Here is an 18,345-nt window from a genome sequence, read left to right on the forward strand (position 1 = left end):
GCGCCCTGGTTATCCTGTATCGGCCTCTTCGCGGGCACGCCCGCGATGAGGCCGGTACAGGCAACCTATTACTGAAGCCAGGGCGGCGTCGGCTCTTCTGCCTTGGTCGGTCCATGCTCGGCCTCGGCCCGCGCGGCACGGCGGCGGGCATCATCCATGCGGGCAGCATCGATCTCGCGAATGACCCCCGTCACGTCAGCTTCATGTTCGTCATCCTCGAACACGCCAGTCAATGGGCTGTCGGGAAGCAAGTCACCGGCCTCGTACAGCGCCCACATTTCCTGCGCATACCGGGTGCTTTTCAGCTCCGGCGCAAAGCGCCCGAAATAGTGGGCCATGTTGTCAACGTCGCGCTGCAGCATGTTGAAGGCATGGTTGTTGGCCGCCGCATCCACCGCCTGTGGCAAGTCGATGATCACTGGCCCGTCCGGGCCCAGCAGCACGTTGAACTCCGACAGGTCGCCATGCACCAGCCCGGCACACAGCATCAAGACGATCTGACGAATGACAAAGGCATGGAACGTGCGGGCATCCTCGGCTTCAAGGTGCACGTCGTTCAGCCTTGGTGCGGCATCGCCATCGGCATCGGTTACCAGCTCCATCAACAGCACGCCGTCCTGGAAGTCGTAAGGCTTGGGCACCCTCACGCCCGCGCTGGCAAGGCGAAACAGCGCCGCCACTTCGGCGTTCTGCCAAGCGTCTTCGGCTTCCTTGCGGCCGTACTTGCTACCCTTGGCCATGGCCCGGGCCTGACGGCTGTTGCGCACCTTGCGGCCTTCCTGGTACTCGGCGGCCTGGCGGAAGCTGCGCTTGTTGGCTTCTTTATAGACCTTGGCGCAACGTACCTGGCTGCCACAGCGCACCACGTACACGGCGGCCTCCTTGCCACTCATCAACGGCCGCAGTACTTCGTCGACCAGGCCGTCTTCGATCAGGGGTTCGATTCTTTTGGGTGTCTTCATCAGGCTGTGTTCGGGGTCCTGGCTGCAATGGCGGACATCCTCTCACAGCCTGATGCGACTTGCTCGTCTGTCTTCAGACCAGACGTGTCAGGCACCCTGCCCTACGCTGTTCACCGGCACTGCACGTGCCCGGCGCCGCGTGACCAGCAGGCCGGAACACACCACAAGCACCGCCAGCACCATGGTCGACACCACCTCAAGGCGGTGATCCGGCCGGAACAGCATCAGCACCAATACGCCACTGATGAACAGGATCACGCCCCAGGTCAGCCACGGGAACAGCCACATGCGGTAACCCAACGTCTTGCCCTGTGCAGTCAAGCGTTGGCGCAGGCGCAGCTGGGAAACGGCGATCACCAGGTACACCAGCAGGGCAATGGCGCCGGAGCTTGCCATGAGGAAGCCGAACACCTTGGCTGGCACCAGGTAATTGGCAATCACCGCCAGGAACGCAGCACCGGTAGACAGCAGCACCGCTACCACTGGTGTGCCGCTGCGGCTGGTCACCTGGGCGCAAGCCGGCGCATCACCGCGACGGCTCAGCGAATAGACCATGCGCGAGGCGGTGTACAACGACGAGTTAAGGCAGCTGGTCACCGATGTCAGCACCACGAAGTCGATGATGGCCTTGGCATTTGGCACGCCCAGGGTATCCAGCACCGTAACGTATGAGCCTTCGGTGGCCAGGCGCGGGTCGGTCCACGGTACCAGTGCGATAACGATGAAGATCGACAGGATGTAGAACAGCGTGATCCGCCAGATCACCGAATTGGTGGCCTTGGAAATGTGCTTGCCCGCCTCGTCAGACTCGGCTGCCGCAATCGTCACCACCTCGGCACCGAGGAACGAGAACATGGTAATCAGCATGGCGCTGAGCACTGCGCCGAAGCCATTTGGCATGAAACCGCCGGTGTCCCACAGGCGCGAGACCCCGCTGACGCCAGAACCCGGCAACAAACCGAAAATGGCGCACACGCCAAGCGCAATAAAGCTGACGATAGCCACCACCTTGACCAGTGCCAGCCAGAATTCGAACTCACCGTAGTTCTTCACGCTGAACAGGTTGGTTGCGGTCAGCAACAACGTGATGACCAGCGACAATACCCAGATCTCCAGTTGCGGGACCCAGGAATTGATAATGGTGGCGGCGATGTTGGCTTCGATCGGGATGATCAGCACCCAGAACCACCAATACAGCCAACCGATGGTGTAGCCGGCCCATTTGCCGATGGCGAGGTCGGCATAGGTGGAAAACGACCCGGTATCTGGCGAGGCTACCGCCATTTCGGCCAGCATGCGCATCACCAGCACTACCAGGCCACCGGCCAGGATATAGGCCAGAATGGTGGCCGGCCCGGCTTCAGCAATGGCACGGCCAGAGCCGACAAACAGGCCTGCACCGATCACGCCGGCAATGGACAGCATGGTGACATGCCGTGATTTCAATCCATGACTCAAATTGTTCTTGTGGGTTTGCATGGCGCTACCTTGTTGTTTTTGTCATGCCCGCGAAGGGGCCGTCGGCTGGCACGATCACCGACGCAGGCGCGAAAAAGCCCGCCCTGCCCTAAATGGTGAGTAGGGCAGTTCGGGTTGAGTAAGAGGAGACCGCAAAACGTATTACCGGTGTGTCAGCTGGCAACCCGCTGGCTGGCTGCACGATCCGCCTTAGGGATGTGGCCCCCTTGCCGGCTGACCTGCTCGCACACCTTTTCGACAATGTAGGCGCCGATCGGAATGGCCGAGGTGGCGGCCGGCGACGGCGCATTGCACACGTTCACGCTGCGCGCGGTGTTGACGAACAGGAAGTCGTCGATCAGCTTGCCGTCACGCGACACCGCCTGGGCGCGTACGCCGGCCGGGTATGGCGTGAGGTCAGCTTTGGTGATGCTCGGGCAGTACTTCTGCACCTGCTTGAGGTAGCCGCCCTTGAACAGCGAGTTTTTCATCTCGATCAGGCCCGGGCGGAAGTTCTTCGCCAGTACCTTGAGAATGCCGGGGGTGGTGAGGGTCTGGAACAGGTCACCAGGGCTGACGTCGGTCTTGCGGTAGCCCTCGCGCTTCATTGCCAGTACGGCGTTGGGGCCGACGGTGACGGTGCCGTCGATCATGCGGGTCAGGTGCACCCCCAGGAACGGCATCGACGGATCAGGAATCGGGTAGATCAGGTGGTTTACGATCTGGTCATGTTGCTTGGGCAGCAAGTAGTACTCGCCACGGAACGGGCAGATCACGAACTCGGTGCGCAGGCCCAGCATGCTCACCACGCGGTCGGCCATCAGGCCCGAGCACGTTACCAGGAAACGGCTGCGGAACTCGTCGCGCTGTGTGCGTACGATCACTTCGCTGGCCTGCTCCTGCAAGCCGACCACCTCAGCGCCATAGCGGATTTCGCCACCGGCACGCTGGAAGTCTGCGGCCATGGCGGCGGTCACTTGCGCGTAATTGACGATGCCGCTGGACGGCACGAAGATGCCACCCATACCTACGATATTGGGCTCGCGCTCGCGCAACTCGTCTGCCGACAGCCAGTAGCGCTCCAGGCCATTGGCCTCAGTACGCTCCCACAGCGCCTTCATGCGCTGCATTTCCAGGTCGTTGGTGGCCACCAGCAACTTGCCACACTCATCGAAGCGGATGCCGTGCTGGGTGCAGAAGGCCTTGGTGGCCTTGTTGCCTTCCAGGCAGAAACGCGCCTTGAGGCTGCCGGGGGTGTAATACACGCCGGCGTGAATCACGCCGCTGTTGTGGCCGGTCTGATGGCGAGCCGGGCCGGATTCTTTCTCCAGCAGGAGAATCTTCGCGTCCGGGTAGACCTTGATCAGGTGCATGGCCGTGGACATGCCCACAATGCCACCGCCAATAATGATGAAATCGTACACAGCCTTACCTCACACGCAGGCATTGCCTGGCTGGCTCACCAAGGCCCGCGCGGGCCTTGGTGGCATCGTTTTTTTGCAAAAGCGCATGGGCGGGCGCCCGCCCGACACCCTTGATTATTGCCCGCGCTGGTACAGCGGTTTTGGGAAGGCGACGTAACCACGCTGACGCATCAGTTCACGGCGCAGGCCCTCATGCGGGGTGAAGCGGTCACGGCCATGCAGCCAGAACAGGTTGTTGATCAGCAGGAAGCTGCCTACACCTACCGGTATCGACACCTTCTTCTCGCTGCCTTCCAGCGAGTCGGACAAGGCGTTCAGCCAGATGCCTTCCTCGTAGTTTTCCGGCTGCACGAACTGGTCAATGTAGCGCATGGTCGGGCGGCCTTCGCCATCGGTGTCGAACACCGAGTGGAACACATCCTCGGCAACCTTTTTGCTGGGTGGCGCGGTCCAGCGCATTTCGCGGCGTGCCATCGGGTGGCGGAAGAATTCCTCGCACTGCTCCCAGTCGTCCAGGTGCAGCAGCAGCGAGTTGCCACCTTCCATGTTCTTTTCGTCGATCTTCAGCATCAGCACGTAGTCGGTGATCTGGTTCACGAAGGTGCCGTCGTTGTGCAGCTCCATGACCCGGTGCGGCTGGCGCAGGTAGCTGTCGGAGTTGTCGCTGTTGACCACCACGAAGCGCGCATAGAACTGCCCACTCATGGCGTCGTAGTTGGAGCGGCCGATCAGGTGTGCACAGGCGGTGGTGAACTTGACCATGTCCTCGGCCTGGCTCACGTCATCCAGGCCAATCGGGGTAATCAGCATGCCGCCGGTCGTGCGGTCGAGGATGGTGTTGAGCAGCACGGGGCGCAAGGTGCCCTGGCACAGCTCATCAAGAATCTCACCTACCCGGAAGCGCAGGAACGACTTGTACTCCAGCGCCTGCACCGGCCATTGGGCGACGGCCTGGACGAACGCTTCGACGGTTTCGCGGGCAAAGGTCAGTTCCAGCAGGCGCGGCGACTGTTTCGAGGGAGCGATGGTGTAACCACGCGGTTCGAGCGGCAGCGGCATCACAAGTTCGTCGATCTGCGTAAAGGCGTTCATGGCAGTGTCCTGGCAAAAAGGTGGTTGGCGCTATCCAGTGATGACCTGGATCAGTGAGGGCGAGCTAAAAATATCGCTACTCAATAAAAATGTCTACATTTTTATCTTTCATAGCTATTAAGCGTTATTGTCCATTGTTTTTCGTCCGCAGAGGGTTTCGGTATGATCACCAAAACGTTTTGAGGAACAGGATCTTGGAAGCGCTCGCCCCACGACAAAACTCAGCATTCAGCGGGTATGAGAGGCTCAAGAAGGACATCATTCGTGGCGTGTTCAAGCCCGGTGAAAAACTGTTGATGAGCGCCCTGAAGGAACGCTACGACCTGGGCGTGGGCCCGCTGCGCGAAGCGCTGTCGCAACTGGTGGCCGAACACCTGGTCAACGCCATCAGCCAGAAAGGCTACCGGGTGGCGCCCATGTCGCTGGACGAGATGAACGACATCTACGATGCGCGCGCCAACCTGGAGGCGATGATCATTGCCTTGGCCATCGAGCGCGGTGATGACGCCTGGGAGGCGTCAGTCCTGGCCCACTCCCATACACTGGCCAAGGTCGTGGAAGTAAAAACCCGCGAACAGCGCCTGGATGTGTGGGACGAACGGCACAAGGCGTTTCATACCGCCATTGCCTCGGGCTGCGGTTCCAAACACCTGCTGCAGGCGCGCACCTACCTGTTCGACCAGGCCGAGCGTTATCGCCACCTGTGGCTGACGCAGACGGTGTTTTCCGAACAGGCGCTGGAGCTCAAGCGCCAGGAGCATGCGGCACTGGTGGAGGTGATTCTCGCCCGCGACGCCAAGCGCGCCAGCGCCATGATGCGCTCGCACCTGATGACGCCGGTGCCGATCATTGCGCAGATCATGCATGCCGAGGGTATCGGCGCACGCTAGATGAATTTTTCTTAAATCGCCGGTTGTCTATTCTTTGGCACAATCAAATCTCTATTAGATGCCCAGGAACCAGCATGCCTCGCGTACTGACCATCGAAGACGACGCCGTCACCGGCCAGGAAATCGTCGCCGAACTTACCAGCCACGGCCTGGACGTGGATTGGGCCGACAATGGCCGTGAAGGCCTGGCCAAAGCCATTGCCGGCGGCTACGACCTGATCACCCTCGACCGCATGCTGCCCGAGGTCGACGGCCTGACCATCGTGACCACCCTGCGCAGCCTCAAGATCGCCACCCCGATCCTGATGATCAGTGCCCTCTCCGACGTCGATGAGCGGGTACGCGGCCTGCGTGCCGGCGGTGACGACTACCTGACCAAGCCGTTCGCCTCCGACGAGATGGCTGCGCGGGTCGAGGTATTGCTGCGCCGCAACAGCGTGCCCATGACCCAGACCCGCCTGCAGGTCGCCGACCTGCAGCTGGACCTGATCAGCCACGAGGCGCGCCGTGGAGACAACACCCTCAACCTGTTGCCCACCGAGTACAAGCTGCTGGAGTACCTGATGCGCCACAGCGGCCAGGTGATCACGCGGATGATGATTTTCGAGGAAGTATGGGGCTACCACTTCGACCCGGGCACCAACCTGATCGACGTGCACATCGGCCGCCTGCGCAAGAAAATCGACTCCCCCGGCCAGTCGCCGCTGATCCGTACGGTACGGGGCTCCGGCTATGCCATTGCTGAACCCGTCTAAAGGCTGGAGCTCTTCGACCAGCCGCCTGCTGGCGCTGTACAGCTTTCTGTTCGTGGCCTGGAGCAGCATCCTCATGGGGGTGCTGTATTTCGAGGTATCCAGCTACCTGAACAAACTCACCCGCCACTCCATGCTGCAACGCCAGCACCTGTTCGCGCACATGAGCGGCAAGCAGCTGGATGACGCCCTGATCGCCAGCCAGGCCTTCGAAGAACGCAGCTTCGACGCCTACGGCCTGTTTGACGCCCAGCTCAACCCGATGGGCGGCAGTGTGCGTGCCCTGCCCCCGGAACTAAGGCTGGACGGCAAGATCCATGAGTTGAAACGCTGCCTGGATGCCGACGACCCACACCTGCCCCGCGACAGCTGCGATGCGGTGGCGATCAAAGTGCAAGATGGCCGCTGGCTGGTACTGTTCCGCGATAACGGCTCACTGTTCGTGGTGACCCGGATTATTCTCGATGCCCTGCTCTGGGGTATCTCCTTGACGCTGATCCCAGGCTTTGCAGGCTGGTATCTGTTGCGCCGCCGGCCGTTAAAGCGTATCCGCGCGATCCAGGCCCAGGCCGAGCTTATCGTCGCGGGTGACCTGACGCACCGCCTGCCCTTGTCGGCCAGGCGCGACGAGCTGGACATGCTGGCCGCCATCGTCAATGCCATGCTCGACCGTATCGAGCGGTTGATGCATGAGGTGAAAGGTGTGTGCGACAACATTGCCCATGACCTGCGCACCCCTCTGACTCGCCTGCGCGCCCAGCTGTACCGCATTCGCCAGCAGAGCGATGTGGACTCTGCGCAAGCCGAGGCGCTGGACCAGGCCATCGGCGAAACCGACACCCTGATGGCACGTTTTCGTGGGTTGTTGCGCATCAGCGAACTGGAAGACCGCCAGCGCCGTGCCGGGTTCGTTCAGCTGGACCCGCATGATTTGCTGGTCGAACTGCACGACTTTTACCTGCCGTTGGCCGAAGATGGTGGTATTCATCTGGAATTGCACCAGCCCGCGCAGCTGCCGGCTCTGCACGGTGACCGCGAACTGCTGTTCGAGGCACTGGCCAATCTGGTGGGCAACGCTATCAAGTTCACGCCCGAAGGCGGGCAAGTGGGGATTAGCGCGATAGTGGACGACAACCGCCTGCAACTGGCCATCGAGGACAGTGGGCCGGGTATCCCCGAGGAAGAGCGTACTGCGGTGTTGAAGCGGTTCTATCGCAGCGATGAAGGCCATCGCCATGCCGGGTTCGGGCTGGGGTTGTCGATCGTTGCGGCGATCGTCGACCTGCACGGGTTCGGGCTGGAGATTGGGGAGAGCGAGTTGGGTGGGGCGAAGTTGGTGCTGCATTGCCCACTGGCGGGGCTAGCCAAGTAACCATTGGGGCCGCTCTGCGGCCCCAATCATCGAGCCGATCAGTCAGCCAGCCGCCAGGTAGTAGTACCCTTGCTGTCTTCCAGCACCACACCCATGGCGGTCAACTGGTCGCGAATCCGGTCCGACTCGGCCCAGTTCTTGTCCGCACGCGCCTGCAGGCGCGCCTGAATCAGGCTTTCAACCTCGGCCGCATCGACCTTGCCTTCGGCGCCCGCTCGCAGGAAGTCATCGGCTTCCAGCTGCAGCACACCCAGCACATCACCCAGCTCACGCAGACGACCCGCCAGGCCGGCAGCGGCCTCCGGGTCGCTGTCGCGCAGGCGATTGATCTCACGCACCAGGTCAAACAGCACGGCGCAGGCTTCGGGGGTACCGAAGTCGTCGTTCATCGCCACGCTGAAGCGCTCGACGAATGCCTCGCCACCCTTGGCTGCCACGCGTGGCAAGCCGCGCAGGGCGTGGTAGAAGCGTTCCAACGCGCCCTTGGCGTCACGCAGGCTGTCTTCGGAGTAGTTGATCGCGCTGCGGTAGTGGCTGGCCACCAGCAGGTAACGCACCACTTCCGGGTGGTACTTTTCCAGCACGTCACGGATGGTGAAGAAGTTGTTCAACGACTTGGACATCTTCTCGCCATTGATACGGATCATGCCGCAGTGCATCCAGGCATTGGCGTACTGCTTGCCAGTGGCCGCTTCGCTCTGGGCAATCTCGTTCTCGTGGTGCGGGAACTCCAGGTCGCTGCCACCGCCGTGGATGTCGAAGCTCTCGCCCAGGCAGCACGTGGACATCACCGAGCACTCGATGTGCCAGCCCGGACGGCCCGGGCCCCATGGCGACTCCCAGCTCGGCTCGCCCGGCTTCACGCCCTTCCACAGCACGAAGTCCAGCGGGTCTTGCTTGGCTTCGTCGACCTCGATGCGCGCGCCGATGCGCAGGTCTTCGATCTTCTTGCGCGACAGTTTTCCGTAACCGACGAACTTGCCGACGCGGTAGTACACGTCACCATTGCCCGGGGCGTACGCGTAACCCTTGTCGATCAGGGTCTGGATCATCGCGTGCATGCCGGCGATGTGGTCGGTGGCACGCGGTTCCTGGTCTGGCGGCAGGATGTTCAGGCGGCGCTCGTCTTCGTGCATCGCATCGATCATGCGGGCGGTCAAGGCGTCGAAGGTTTCGCCGTTCTCGTTGGCCCGGTTGATGATCTTGTCATCAATGTCGGTGATGTTGCGCACGTAGGTCAGGTCGTAGCCGCTCTTGCGCAGCCAGCGGGTGACCAGGTCGAATGCCACCATACTGCGGCCATGGCCCAGGTGGCAGTAGTCGTACACGGTCATGCCGCACACGTACATGCGCACCTTGTTGCCATCCAGCGGCTTGAAGGTTTCCTTCGCTTTGCTCAGGGTGTTGTAGATGGTAAGCACGGCGTTTCCTCAGCTGCCCCAGGAGTCACGCAGGGTGACAGTGCGGTTGAACACCGGGCGGCCCGGCTGGCTGTCTTTCAGGTCGGCACAGAAGTAGCCTTCGCGCTCGAACTGGAAGCGGTCCTCAGGCTGGGCCTGGGCCAGCGACGGCTCGGCACGGCAGCGGCTGAGCACTTGCAGCGAATCCGGGTTGATGTTGTCCAGGAAGCTGCCGCCCTCCTCGGTCTTTTCCGGGTTCGGCGAGCGGAACAGACGGTCGTACAGGCGCACTTCGCACTCGATGCTGCCTTCGGCCGGTACCCAGTGGATCACGCCCTTGACCTTGCGGCCTTCAGGGTTTTTGCCCAGTGTGTCCGGGTCGTACGAGCAGCGCAGCTCGACGATGTTGCCGTCGGCGTCCTTGATGGCCTCGTCGGCGCGGATCACGTAGCTGCCGCGCAGGCGCACCTCACCGGCCGGTTCCAGGCGCTTGTAGCCCTTTGGCGGCGCTTCCATGAAGTCGTCCCGGTCGATGTACAGCTCACGGGAGAACGGCAGCACGCGCACGCCCATGTCTTCTTTCGGGTGGCGCGGCAGCTCAAGCTGCTCGACCTGGCCTTCCGGGTAGTTGGTGATGACCACTTTCAGCGGGCGCAGCACGCACATGGCACGCGGCGCGGTGCGGTCGAGGTCGTCACGGATGCTGAATTCGAGCATCGACATGTCAACCACGCCGTCGGAGCGGTTGGTGCCGATCATTTCGCAGAAGTTGCGGATCGAAGCCGGGGTGTAGCCACGGCGACGGAAGCCGGACAGGGTCGACATGCGCGGGTCGTCCCAGGCTTGGACGTGCTTCTCGTCAACCAGCTGCTTCAGCTTGCGCTTGGACGTGATGGTGTAGTTCAGGTTCAGGCGGCTGAACTCGTACTGACGCGGGTGCGCCGGCACCGGCAGGTTGTCGAGGAACCAGTCGTACAGCGGACGATGCCCTTCGAACTCCAGGGTGCAGATCGAGTGGGTAATGCCCTCGATGGCATCCGACTGGCCGTGGGTAAAGTCGTAGTTGGGGTAGATGCACCACTTGTCACCGGTCTGGTGGTGGTGGGCATGGCGAATGCGGTACAGGATCGGGTCGCGCAGGTTCATGTTTGGCGAAGCCATGTCGATCTTGGCCCGCAGCACGCGCTCGCCGTCCTTGAACTCGCCAGCCTTCATGCGGGCGAACAGGTCGAGGTTGTCTTCCACGCTGCGCTCGCGGAACGGGCTGTTCTTGCCCGGCTCCTTGAGGTTGCCACGGTATTCCTTGGCTTGCTCGGGGGTAAGGTCGCAAACATAAGCCTTGCCCTGCTTGATCAGTTCGACTGCCCAGTCGTGCAACTGGTCGAAGTAGTCGGAGGCGTAGCGCACGTCGCCCGCCCAATCGAAGCCCAGCCACTTCACATCGCTCTGGATGGCGTCGATGTACTCCTGGTCTTCCTTGGCCGGGTTGGTGTCGTCGAAGCGCAGGTGGCAGACGCCGCCGAATTCCTTGGCCAGGCCGAAGTTGACGCAAATCGACTTGGCGTGGCCGATGTGCAGGTAGCCGTTAGGCTCCGGCGGGAAACGGGTGACGATGCTGCTGTGCTTGCCCGAGTCCAGGTCGGCCTGGATGATCGGCCGCAGGAAGTTCGCAGGGACAGCGGGGGCGCCTTTGGCAGCGGCGTTGGGCGCGTTGTCGGCAATGGGCTTGCTCATAGGATCCTTGAATGCACGTGTCCGGCCTGGGTAGGCCGATTGAATCAAAGGGCCTATCATAGCCGAAGCAGTCAAGCTGCTGACAGTCGGGCCCGGACAAACTGGCGTGATTTATCACGGCTTTTTGCCGCAGCCTGGCAAAATGGCCAGTGGGCGCCATGTGTCGCGATCACCTGATCCTGCGTCAGGTAATAACACGCGCCCTGCGCACCCTAATTTCTGATTGCCTTGAAGAAGCGAGTTTCAGCATGTCCAAAGTCAAACTGAGCACCAACCACGGCGACATCGTCCTGCAACTGGACGCCGAGAAAGCGCCGCAAACCACCGAAAACTTCGTTCAGTACGTCAAGGACGGCCACTACAATGGCACCGTGTTCCACCGCGTGATCAAGGGCTTCATGATCCAGGGTGGCGGCTTCGATGCCAACATGAGCCAGAAGAAAACCCGCGCCACCATCCAGAACGAAGCCGACAACGGCCTGAAGAACAAAAAGTACAGCATTGCCATGGCACGTACCATGGAGCCGCACTCCGCCTCGGCGCAGTTCTTCATCAACTCGTCCGACAACGACTTCCTCAACCACAGCGGCAAGAACGTGCAGGGCTGGGGCTACGCCGTGTTCGGCGAAGTGATCGAAGGCCGTGAAATCGTCGACGCCATCGAAAAGGTCGCCACCGGCTCCAAAGCTGGCCACCAGGACGTTCCGAAAGACGACGTGATCATCGAGAAAGCCGAGATCATTGAGTGATCCTGCTGATCTCCGATCTGCATTTGCAAGAAGAACGCCCGGATATTTCCCGGGCGTTTCTTGATCTGCTCGATGGCCGCGCCCGCCACGCCAAGGCGCTGTACATCCTGGGTGATTTTTTCGAAGCGTGGATTGGCGACGATGCCATGACGCCCTTCCAGCAGTCGATCTGCCAGGCCATGCGCCGGCTGAGTGACAGCGGAACGGCCATCTACCTGATGCACGGCAACCGCGACTTCCTGATTGGCCAGGCCTTTTGCGACACTGCTGGCTGCACGCTGTTGAGTGACCCCAGCGTGATCGAGCTGGGCGGCGAACAGGTGCTGCTGATGCATGGCGACACCCTGTGCACCCGCGACCTTGGCTACATGAAGATGCGCCGGTTACTGCGCAATCCGCTGAGTTTGTGGATCTTGCGTCACCTGCCGCTGTCGGCACGCTACAAGCTGGCGCGCAAGCTGCGCAACGAAAGCCGCACGCAAACGCGGATGAAGTCTACCGAGATTGTCGACGTCACGCCGGAGGAAGTACCCAAGGTGATGGCGGAACATGGCGTGCGCACGCTGGTGCATGGCCATACCCACCGACCGGCGATACACAAGCTGGTGGTCGATGGACAGCCGGCACGGCGTATCGTGCTGGGAGATTGGGACCGCCGGGGCTGGGCCTTGCAGGTGGATGAGCAAGGGTTTCAGCTGGCGCCTTTCGAGTTTTCCTGAGGGTGCAGGGTTGCCCGGGCCGGCCTTTTCGCGGGTAAACCCGCTCCTACAAGGACGCGTAAATCCTGTAGGAGCGGGTTTACCCGCGAAGAGGCCGGCATGCCTTACTGCTGAACCACGGCCCCCTTGTCCCGCTCACTGATCACCACTTCCCGATACTCTGGGTCAGCCTTGATCTGCGCTTCGGTAAACGGAATCACCGCCAGCTGCTTAGCGGCGAACGCCTTGGTCTGGTCACTGGCATGCGCCGAAGCTGCTTCGCTTGACTGGGAAAACGCCAGCAACCCACGAGCCTCTGGCCCCTTGTCGGTAAAGCTGACCAGTTGCAGGTAGCTGGTACCACTCACCACCAGCCGCTTGCCCTGCCCGCGCGGCACACTGTACATCGCGTTATACACGCCCAGCGCCTGCGGGCCACCCGGCACCGGCGTGCCATCGAGCGCCTGCTGTACCTGCCCCCAACGCGCCTTACCCGCCACGCCGCTTTCATTCACCTGCTTGAGCGAAGCCAGCGCAGCCTCGTGCACCAGCTTGCTCACGGCCGCTTGCTCTACTGCCAAGCCTCGCGGGGTGTGCTGCGGATCGGCCGGGTTAAAGGCCACCCGCCAGCTTTCCGGGTGTTCGGCCAGGGCATTGAACAGGTTCTGGAAGTGCACCAGGCCAATGCCGCTGTCCAGGTCAGCCTTGCCATTCCAGGCCGCCAGGCTGCTGCAGACGGCTTGCACATCCACGCCTGCGCCCTTGCACCACTGCAGCAGATCTGGCAGCACCAGGCTGGCCAGGTAAACCTCGTCGTCGGTCACCATGCGCTGCAGGTCATCCACGCCCAGCTTTGCCGTGCCCTGCAGACGTTGCAGGGCAAAGCGCCCACGCATGCCCAACGGCTGGTCATTGCGGCTGACCAACGGTGAATAACCGGTCAGCGGCTGGGCCGGGTTGGCCATCCAGGCCGGGTCGTTGGAGTTCTGCACGAAGTCCTCGCGCTCAAGGCTCGGCAGCAGTCGCGCCGGAAAAATACCCGGTTGCGCGGCCTGCGCATCGACCTTCCACTGGCATGCGCTGCGCGAACCATCCAGCACCACCAGGCGCCCCTGCCCCTTCGGGTTACTGCAGGCGTCCAGCAGTGGCTGATCCACGTAGGGCACCACCGACTGGTTCAGGTACAACGCACGCCCGCCTTGGTCCACCGCCAGGGTATTGACCCATGGGATGCCTTGCAGTTGCTCGACTGAGCCTTTCAACGCGGCCAGGCTGTCGGCACGGTTGATCTGGTACCACTGCTGCAGCACCCGGGTGTTGTCCAGGTTGGCATCACGCAAGCTGTAGGCCGCCTGCGCATCCCAATCCAGGCGCCCAGGCCACTGCACCACCGGGCCGAATTGCGAGCTGTAGACCTGCCGTTCCACCTGGCTCACGCTGCCATCTTCGGCCTTGACCGCAACACTGACGGTTTGCCTCACCAGTGGCAGCGACTTGCCATCGAGCAGGTAGCGGGTCGGGTCTTTGGGATCGAGCTGCAAACGGTACAAGGTGAAGTGATTTGACGTATCGACGGTGTGCGTCCAGGCCAGGTGCCGGTTGAACCCGATGTTGACCACCGGCAGGCCGGGCAATGCGGCGCCCATGACATCAAGCTGGCCGGGGATGGTCAGCTGCATCTGGTAAAAGCGCATGCCGCCCATCCACGGGAAGTGCGGGTTGGCCAACAGCAAGCCACGGCCATTGGCCGAACGCTGCGCGCCTACGGCCACCGCGTTGCTGCCGCGCTCCGTGGCAAAGCGCTCTTGCCTCGCCAGTGCGGTACCGAAGCCAGCCGGTGCCTGCTGGCTGGTCTGTGCAGGAGGTTGCGCCCCCGCCACCGCCTCGACGAACTGCCCGACACCGCCTTCGGCCAGCAGCCGACGGGTCAGTTTGACCAGGTCCTCGCTACTGATGGGCCGCACCCACTCGCCATTGCCGCACTCGGCAGGCAAGCCTTGCCTGCGACGCTCAGCCAACGCCCGGTTGTAGCCGGTGGCATAGCCCTCCAGCAGCGCTTTCACCGGTGCGGGCTGCGCCTGCAAGTACGCACTGACCGCCGCCGGGCTGTTGAGCCAGGTGAAGAACAGGTCACTGGCCAGGTTGTCACGCTGTTCCAGGGTCTTGCCTTTGGCACCGAAATGGCGTGACCGCTCGCCGCTCACGGTCAGCACCTCGTTGGCCAGCAGGCACAAGTTGTCCTGCGCATAGGCGTAGCCGACACCATAGCCCAGACCACGCTCATCCTTGGCCACGATATGCGGCACCCCGTAACTGGTACGTCGGATCTGCGCACTGGCATCAAGGTTGGGCTGCGCCTGAACGGTAACGCTGAAGGCCACCAGCGCGGCGGCCAGGCCAGCGCAAGTCATGGGACGGGAAAGTGGAAACACGGGCACTCCTCGGGTTCGGGGGTCATCCCGATCAGACGAATGGCCAGATGAAAATTTTACGTATTACAAGGCGGTGGAACGTCTTGATGAGAAAGCGGTTTTTTTTCACGAGTGGGTTGCAGTTTTTGCGTTCTCATTCGTCCTAGTAAGTGAGGCAACCACATTTCGGGTTCGTCCACGAAAAGGAGCATTCACATGCACAACCCGCAACCCTCGATCCAGGCTGGGCGCGTCCCAGGCAAAGCGCCCAAGGGACAGGGCATTTTTGCCGAGGAACGCACCGGCAACGAACAGATCCGCGAACTGCTGCGCACCTTTGGCCTGCGTACCAGCCTGATTCGCCTCAAGGTGATCGACGCCTTGCACGCCGCAGACCGCAACGGCCGCAGCATTGGCGTGCGCGGTGTGCACGCCCAACTGGAACAGCTGGACATCCCGCTGTCGTTTCTCAGCGTGCGCGAAGTGCTCAAGCGCCTGTGCGCCGAAGGCGTCATTCAGCTGGGCAGCGACAAGTGCTACAGCCTGAACCCTCAGGCCCGCGCCGTGCTGGAGCAAACACCGCTGCGCTGAGCGTATGGCCGGCCAGACCTGGCCGGCCCGCACAGGTCAGGGCTTGACCTTGCGCCGCAGGATGCCATTGATCACCACGACCACCACCGCAATGGCAATGGCCAGCATCTGGAAGGTCTGCTCACTGATCGTGCCCTGCTTCTGCAGGTGGGACAGGCCCAGCATCAGACCCAGTACAACCAGGATGATCAAAAGGGAATATTTCAGGCGCTGCACGTGTGTCATCGAAGGTTCCTTGCAACATCAGGGGCAAAAGGCTCGCAACGAGCCGCGGCCATGATACAACGGCCACCGCCCCCGGCGCTGCATTTCCTGCTGGGTGGGGCGGGGTCAGCCTGAAAGCATGAGGCTCCCAAGCACCCAAGCCGGAGTTACCATGTACAAACCCCTGCTGTTCACTTCGCTGTTTCTGACCCCCTTTTCCCTTCATGCACTGGACACCCGGCAAACACCCGCCGAGCACCTGCTCGAACTGGGGCGCGAGCTGGCCGCCCATGCCGGCAGCAGCCAATGGCAACAACTGTGGCAACGCGTGCGCCAGGCCGGGTACCTGCAGGCCAATGCGGCGCCAGTCCATTTCAGTGTGCCAGCGGCCCGGCTACCCGACCTGGCCCGGCAAACCCTGGCCCAGGCCGATCAGGTACAGGCTCAGCGCCAGACCCAGGCCCTGTACCGCCGCCACTTTGCGGGCCAGGTCATCGGCCAGCGCAACGGCCAGCCCCTGCATGCGCTGTGCCTGCTGGTTGACTGGCGCACATTGCCCCAGGACATGCGCGCCACCCCTCAAGCCTACCTGAGCAGCGCCAGCTTGCTGAACAGCTATCCGTGCGAGTGAAGGTTACCGGACACATCCGCAACAATCGGCGTGATCAGATGAGAAATCACCAGTCCCCGCCAAATGTCGATGCCATTTCCTACAGCACCGGATAACGCTGCCTGCAAAACCTGTTCACCGAAGCTACAACTCCCAACCCATATGCCGCCTAGCGACGTGCCTTGGCAGTCGCACAGAATTTGCTCACACCTTCGACATAACGCCGCGGGTGATCGGGTCGCACATCCCACCCATCCCGAAGGAGCGCCATATGCAAACGCCAGACTTGAGCCAGATCGATATCAGCCAACTGCCCCACTCGCTACAGGCCCTGATCGACTGCATCGGCATCGAAAACGCCTACCAGCTGACCTGCGCCTTTGGTGGCAGGCCCAAGTACATCCCCAAGCACCGCGAGCGTACCAAGCTTGCCGACGTGCTGCCGACCGATGCGCTCGATGCGTTGATCAAGCGCTTTGCCGGGGTCGCCCTGGAGATCCCCAAGGCTGACCACTTCCTGCGCCAGCTGCGCAACCAGCAGATCCAGAAGGAAAGCGCCAACGGCCTGTCCCGCAGCCTGTTGGCCAACAAATACGGCCTGAGCCTGCGCCAGATCGGCAACATTCGGCGCCAGGAGCCTTGCGCTCGCTGACGCCACTGCACCATTGCCGCCACTGGCGGCTTCCTTACCCCACGAGAAAGAGCATCCCGATATGTCGATAGACAACAGCCTTATTGGCTCGGTCATCAACGCCCTGCCGATGGACCGCATGATCGCCGGCCCCCTGCAGGCCATGGTCCAGGCGCAGGTAACCGCCAGCAAATCGTACGCCGACTTCCTGATGCAGGTGTGCGTCCAGGATGGCAAGGCAGTCGCCATCCAGTTCGACTACGACGAAACCATCGTCGACGAACAGGGCGAATACAAAGGCGTGGTCAGCAAGACCATGAAAGTGCCGCTGCTGGCTGCCATTACGCACCCGAATATCTCGATCGAAGAGGGCAATGTAGAGTTCGAACTGGTGATCAACCAGATGTCGGAGGATACATCCAGCAAGGACATGAACGCAGAAGCGACCGGCTCACTGGGCTGGGGGCCGTTCAAACTGAACGTGAAAGGCAGCGTCAGCCACAAGTCCACGCAAACCCGCAAGACGGATACACGCGCCCGCTATGCCTTCAACACCACCCTGAAGCGCCAGGAGCCGCCCGAAGCAATGATGAGGGTGATCGAGTTCCTGACGGACGCCGCGACCAAGCCAACCGTTGTCAGAACCGCTGAACTGCAAAGCCCGGACGAGATTTCTCAGGCCGATACCCTGAAAGGGCGAAAACCGGAAGGCCCACCGGCGCCGTGAGACGTTTGAGTGCCCCCATCAACCCCTCCTGCCCGCAACGGGAGGGGCATCACCTGGCTTGAGGAGTCGAATCGTTGCAAAAGCCCCCCGCCCCCATGACCTCCATCGACCTGCGCGAAATCACCCGTGGCCTGCAAGAAGCCGCCAGCGCCACCAACAGTTTGATTGCACAGCAGTACATCAACCTGTTCGACCAGTTTTTCGAGTGCGACACCGAGGCGTTGGGCGCTCCCATGAAGGCCAAGATGGTCGAAGTGGCGATGGACGGCCAGCACATCATGCGCGTTCCCCTGTTCGCTTTGGTGTCGCCCAAAGGCCTGGCCCTGGAGCGTATGCAGGTCGACTTGTCGGTGCGGGTCAAAGGCACTGAAGCGCAGCAGGCCCTGCTGACGGCGGGCGAGAACAAGGCCGCCAGCTTCAAGGTCACCATCGGCGGCCAGGGCCGTCAGGGTGACAGCCGTGACCCTGACGAAGTGCAGATACGCATGCAGTTCCAGGCCAGCGAACCACCCGAGGCCCTGAACCGACTGATCGAGGAATACACCAGCCTGATTGTCCCGGTACGTGTTCCCGATGCCCCGCCCTCGCCCGACACCAATGAATTCATCGAGGCAGCCACCGTCCGCTGACGACCGCCCCG

18 protein-coding genes are annotated in these 18,345 nt (G+C 61.9%); 10 read left to right on the plus strand and 8 right to left on the minus strand.

Annotated features, from left to right (window positions below; translation table 11 throughout):
- Nucleotides 1-68: 68 nt before the first annotated feature.
- The 4 genes from ACF8MI_RS12340 to glaH all read right to left on the minus strand — a co-directional run bounded on the left by ACF8MI_RS12340 (nucleotide 69) and on the right by glaH (nucleotide 4,936).
- Complete coding sequence (locus tag ACF8MI_RS12340; protein ID WP_060499018.1) at nucleotides 69-962, minus strand: PA4780 family RIO1-like protein kinase; 894 nt, start codon at nucleotides 960-962, stop codon at nucleotides 69-71.
- A gap of 87 nt (nucleotides 963-1,049) precedes the next feature.
- A complete protein-coding gene (gabP, locus tag ACF8MI_RS12345; protein WP_104834802.1) occupies nucleotides 1,050-2,441 on the minus strand; it encodes a GABA permease in 1,392 nt (463 codons plus the stop codon).
- A gap of 152 nt (nucleotides 2,442-2,593) precedes the next feature.
- Complete coding sequence (gene lhgO, locus ACF8MI_RS12350; RefSeq protein ID WP_060499016.1) at nucleotides 2,594-3,844, minus strand: L-2-hydroxyglutarate oxidase; 1,251 nt, start codon at nucleotides 3,842-3,844, stop codon at nucleotides 2,594-2,596.
- Nucleotides 3,845-3,958: 114 nt separating this feature from the next.
- Nucleotides 3,959-4,936: a glutarate dioxygenase GlaH gene (gene glaH, locus ACF8MI_RS12355; protein ID WP_060499015.1), complete on the minus strand. Its 978-nt coding sequence runs from the start codon at nucleotides 4,934-4,936 to the stop codon at nucleotides 3,959-3,961.
- A 194-nt stretch (nucleotides 4,937-5,130) separates the two neighbouring features.
- Between glaH and csiR the strand changes: the two genes are divergently transcribed.
- From csiR to ACF8MI_RS12370, 3 genes are all read left to right on the plus strand, one after another.
- On the plus strand, nucleotides 5,131-5,826 hold the full coding sequence (csiR, locus tag ACF8MI_RS12360; protein ID WP_012272506.1) for a DNA-binding transcriptional regulator CsiR: 696 nt from the start codon (nucleotides 5,131-5,133) through the stop codon (nucleotides 5,824-5,826).
- Nucleotides 5,827-5,900: 74 nt separating this feature from the next.
- A complete protein-coding gene (locus ACF8MI_RS12365; RefSeq protein ID WP_016714103.1) occupies nucleotides 5,901-6,581 on the plus strand; it encodes a response regulator transcription factor in 681 nt (226 codons plus the stop codon).
- Nucleotides 6,559-7,950: a HAMP domain-containing sensor histidine kinase gene (locus ACF8MI_RS12370; RefSeq protein WP_060499014.1), complete on the plus strand. Its 1,392-nt coding sequence runs from the start codon at nucleotides 6,559-6,561 to the stop codon at nucleotides 7,948-7,950. Before ACF8MI_RS12365 ends, ACF8MI_RS12370 begins: the two co-directional genes overlap by 23 nt.
- A 38-nt stretch (nucleotides 7,951-7,988) precedes the next feature.
- Here the strand turns inward: ACF8MI_RS12370 and cysS are convergent, their stop codons facing one another.
- Both cysS and ACF8MI_RS12380 read right to left on the minus strand, forming a co-directional pair.
- Entirely contained in the window at nucleotides 7,989-9,371 is a 1,383-nt protein-coding gene (gene cysS / locus ACF8MI_RS12375; protein WP_060499013.1) for a cysteine--tRNA ligase, read from the minus strand.
- A 9-nt stretch (nucleotides 9,372-9,380) separates the two neighbouring features.
- Nucleotides 9,381-11,084 (minus strand): glutamine--tRNA ligase/YqeY domain fusion protein, encoded by a 1,704-nt coding sequence (locus ACF8MI_RS12380; RefSeq protein ID WP_104834803.1) that lies wholly within the window; start codon nucleotides 11,082-11,084, stop codon nucleotides 9,381-9,383.
- Nucleotides 11,085-11,332: 248 nt separating this feature from the next.
- Between ACF8MI_RS12380 and ACF8MI_RS12385 the strand changes: the two genes are divergently transcribed.
- Together ACF8MI_RS12385 and ACF8MI_RS12390 are read left to right on the plus strand one after the other, a co-directional pair.
- Nucleotides 11,333-11,833 (plus strand): peptidylprolyl isomerase, encoded by a 501-nt coding sequence (locus ACF8MI_RS12385; protein WP_060499011.1) that lies wholly within the window; start codon nucleotides 11,333-11,335, stop codon nucleotides 11,831-11,833.
- Nucleotides 11,830-12,552, plus strand: a complete 723-nt coding sequence (locus ACF8MI_RS12390; RefSeq protein ID WP_104834804.1) for a UDP-2,3-diacylglucosamine diphosphatase — start codon at nucleotides 11,830-11,832, stop codon at nucleotides 12,550-12,552. Before ACF8MI_RS12385 ends, ACF8MI_RS12390 begins: the two co-directional genes overlap by 4 nt.
- 104 nt (nucleotides 12,553-12,656) lie before the next feature.
- Here the strand turns inward: ACF8MI_RS12390 and ACF8MI_RS12395 are convergent, their stop codons facing one another.
- Nucleotides 12,657-14,963 carry an acylase gene (locus ACF8MI_RS12395; protein ID WP_164524500.1) on the minus strand — a complete coding sequence of 769 codons (2,307 nt, stop codon included), beginning with the start codon at nucleotides 14,961-14,963 and terminating at the stop codon, nucleotides 12,657-12,659.
- 195 nt (nucleotides 14,964-15,158) lie between these two features.
- Here ACF8MI_RS12395 and ACF8MI_RS12400 point away from each other — a divergent pair, with 195 nt between their 5' ends.
- Nucleotides 15,159-15,533, plus strand: coding sequence for a hypothetical protein (locus tag ACF8MI_RS12400; protein WP_060499009.1), 375 nt, complete (start codon nucleotides 15,159-15,161; stop codon nucleotides 15,531-15,533).
- Nucleotides 15,534-15,569: 36 nt separating this feature from the next.
- Here ACF8MI_RS12400 and ACF8MI_RS12405 read toward each other — a convergent pair whose 3' ends face one another.
- Nucleotides 15,570-15,758, minus strand: a complete 189-nt coding sequence (locus ACF8MI_RS12405) for a hypothetical protein (RefSeq protein ID WP_003248064.1) — start codon at nucleotides 15,756-15,758, stop codon at nucleotides 15,570-15,572.
- 151 nt (nucleotides 15,759-15,909) lie between these two features.
- Between ACF8MI_RS12405 and ACF8MI_RS12410 the strand changes: the two genes are divergently transcribed.
- The 4 genes from ACF8MI_RS12410 (at nucleotide 15,910) to ACF8MI_RS12425 (ending at nucleotide 18,334) form a co-directional block, all read left to right on the plus strand.
- Nucleotides 15,910-16,368 (plus strand): hypothetical protein, encoded by a 459-nt coding sequence (locus ACF8MI_RS12410; RefSeq protein ID WP_104834808.1) that lies wholly within the window; start codon nucleotides 15,910-15,912, stop codon nucleotides 16,366-16,368.
- Between the two features lie 250 nt (nucleotides 16,369-16,618).
- Nucleotides 16,619-16,999 carry a Mor transcription activator family protein gene (locus ACF8MI_RS12415; RefSeq protein ID WP_060499007.1) on the plus strand — a complete coding sequence of 127 codons (381 nt, stop codon included), beginning with the start codon at nucleotides 16,619-16,621 and terminating at the stop codon, nucleotides 16,997-16,999.
- A gap of 61 nt (nucleotides 17,000-17,060) precedes the next feature.
- Nucleotides 17,061-17,705, plus strand: a complete 645-nt coding sequence (locus ACF8MI_RS12420) for a DUF2589 domain-containing protein (protein ID WP_104834810.1) — start codon at nucleotides 17,061-17,063, stop codon at nucleotides 17,703-17,705.
- Nucleotides 17,706-17,779: 74 nt separating this feature from the next.
- Nucleotides 17,780-18,334, plus strand: a complete 555-nt coding sequence (locus ACF8MI_RS12425) for a DUF2589 domain-containing protein (RefSeq protein ID WP_060499005.1) — start codon at nucleotides 17,780-17,782, stop codon at nucleotides 18,332-18,334.
- The last annotated feature ends 11 nt before the right edge of the window (nucleotides 18,335-18,345 follow it).

This window comes from Pseudomonas sp. yb_9 (genome assembly GCF_043103635.1).
In the GTDB taxonomy this organism is placed as follows: domain Bacteria; phylum Pseudomonadota; class Gammaproteobacteria; order Pseudomonadales; family Pseudomonadaceae; genus Aquipseudomonas; species Aquipseudomonas monteilii.

Coding starts and splice junctions, on each gene's coding strand:
- ACF8MI_RS12410 (WP_104834808.1), top strand. CDS start 15,910: ATGTACAAACCCCTGCTGTTCACTTCGCTGTTTCTGACCCCCTTTTCC.
- ACF8MI_RS12420 (WP_104834810.1), top strand. CDS start 17,061: ATGTCGATAGACAACAGCCTTATTGGCTCGGTCATCAACGCCCTGCCG.
- ACF8MI_RS12405 (WP_003248064.1), bottom strand. CDS start 15,758: ATGACACACGTGCAGCGCCTGAAATATTCCCTTTTGATCATCCTGGTT.
- ACF8MI_RS12370 (WP_060499014.1), top strand. CDS start 6,559: ATGCCATTGCTGAACCCGTCTAAAGGCTGGAGCTCTTCGACCAGCCGC.
- glaH (WP_060499015.1), bottom strand. CDS start 4,936: ATGAACGCCTTTACGCAGATCGACGAACTTGTGATGCCGCTGCCGCTC.
- ACF8MI_RS12340 (WP_060499018.1), bottom strand. CDS start 962: ATGAAGACACCCAAAAGAATCGAACCCCTGATCGAAGACGGCCTGGTC.
- ACF8MI_RS12380 (WP_104834803.1), bottom strand. CDS start 11,084: ATGAGCAAGCCCATTGCCGACAACGCGCCCAACGCCGCTGCCAAAGGC.
- ACF8MI_RS12385 (WP_060499011.1), top strand. CDS start 11,333: ATGTCCAAAGTCAAACTGAGCACCAACCACGGCGACATCGTCCTGCAA.
- ACF8MI_RS12400 (WP_060499009.1), top strand. CDS start 15,159: ATGCACAACCCGCAACCCTCGATCCAGGCTGGGCGCGTCCCAGGCAAA.
- ACF8MI_RS12365 (WP_016714103.1), top strand. CDS start 5,901: ATGCCTCGCGTACTGACCATCGAAGACGACGCCGTCACCGGCCAGGAA.
- ACF8MI_RS12415 (WP_060499007.1), top strand. CDS start 16,619: ATGCAAACGCCAGACTTGAGCCAGATCGATATCAGCCAACTGCCCCAC.
- gabP (WP_104834802.1), bottom strand. CDS start 2,441: ATGCAAACCCACAAGAACAATTTGAGTCATGGATTGAAATCACGGCAT.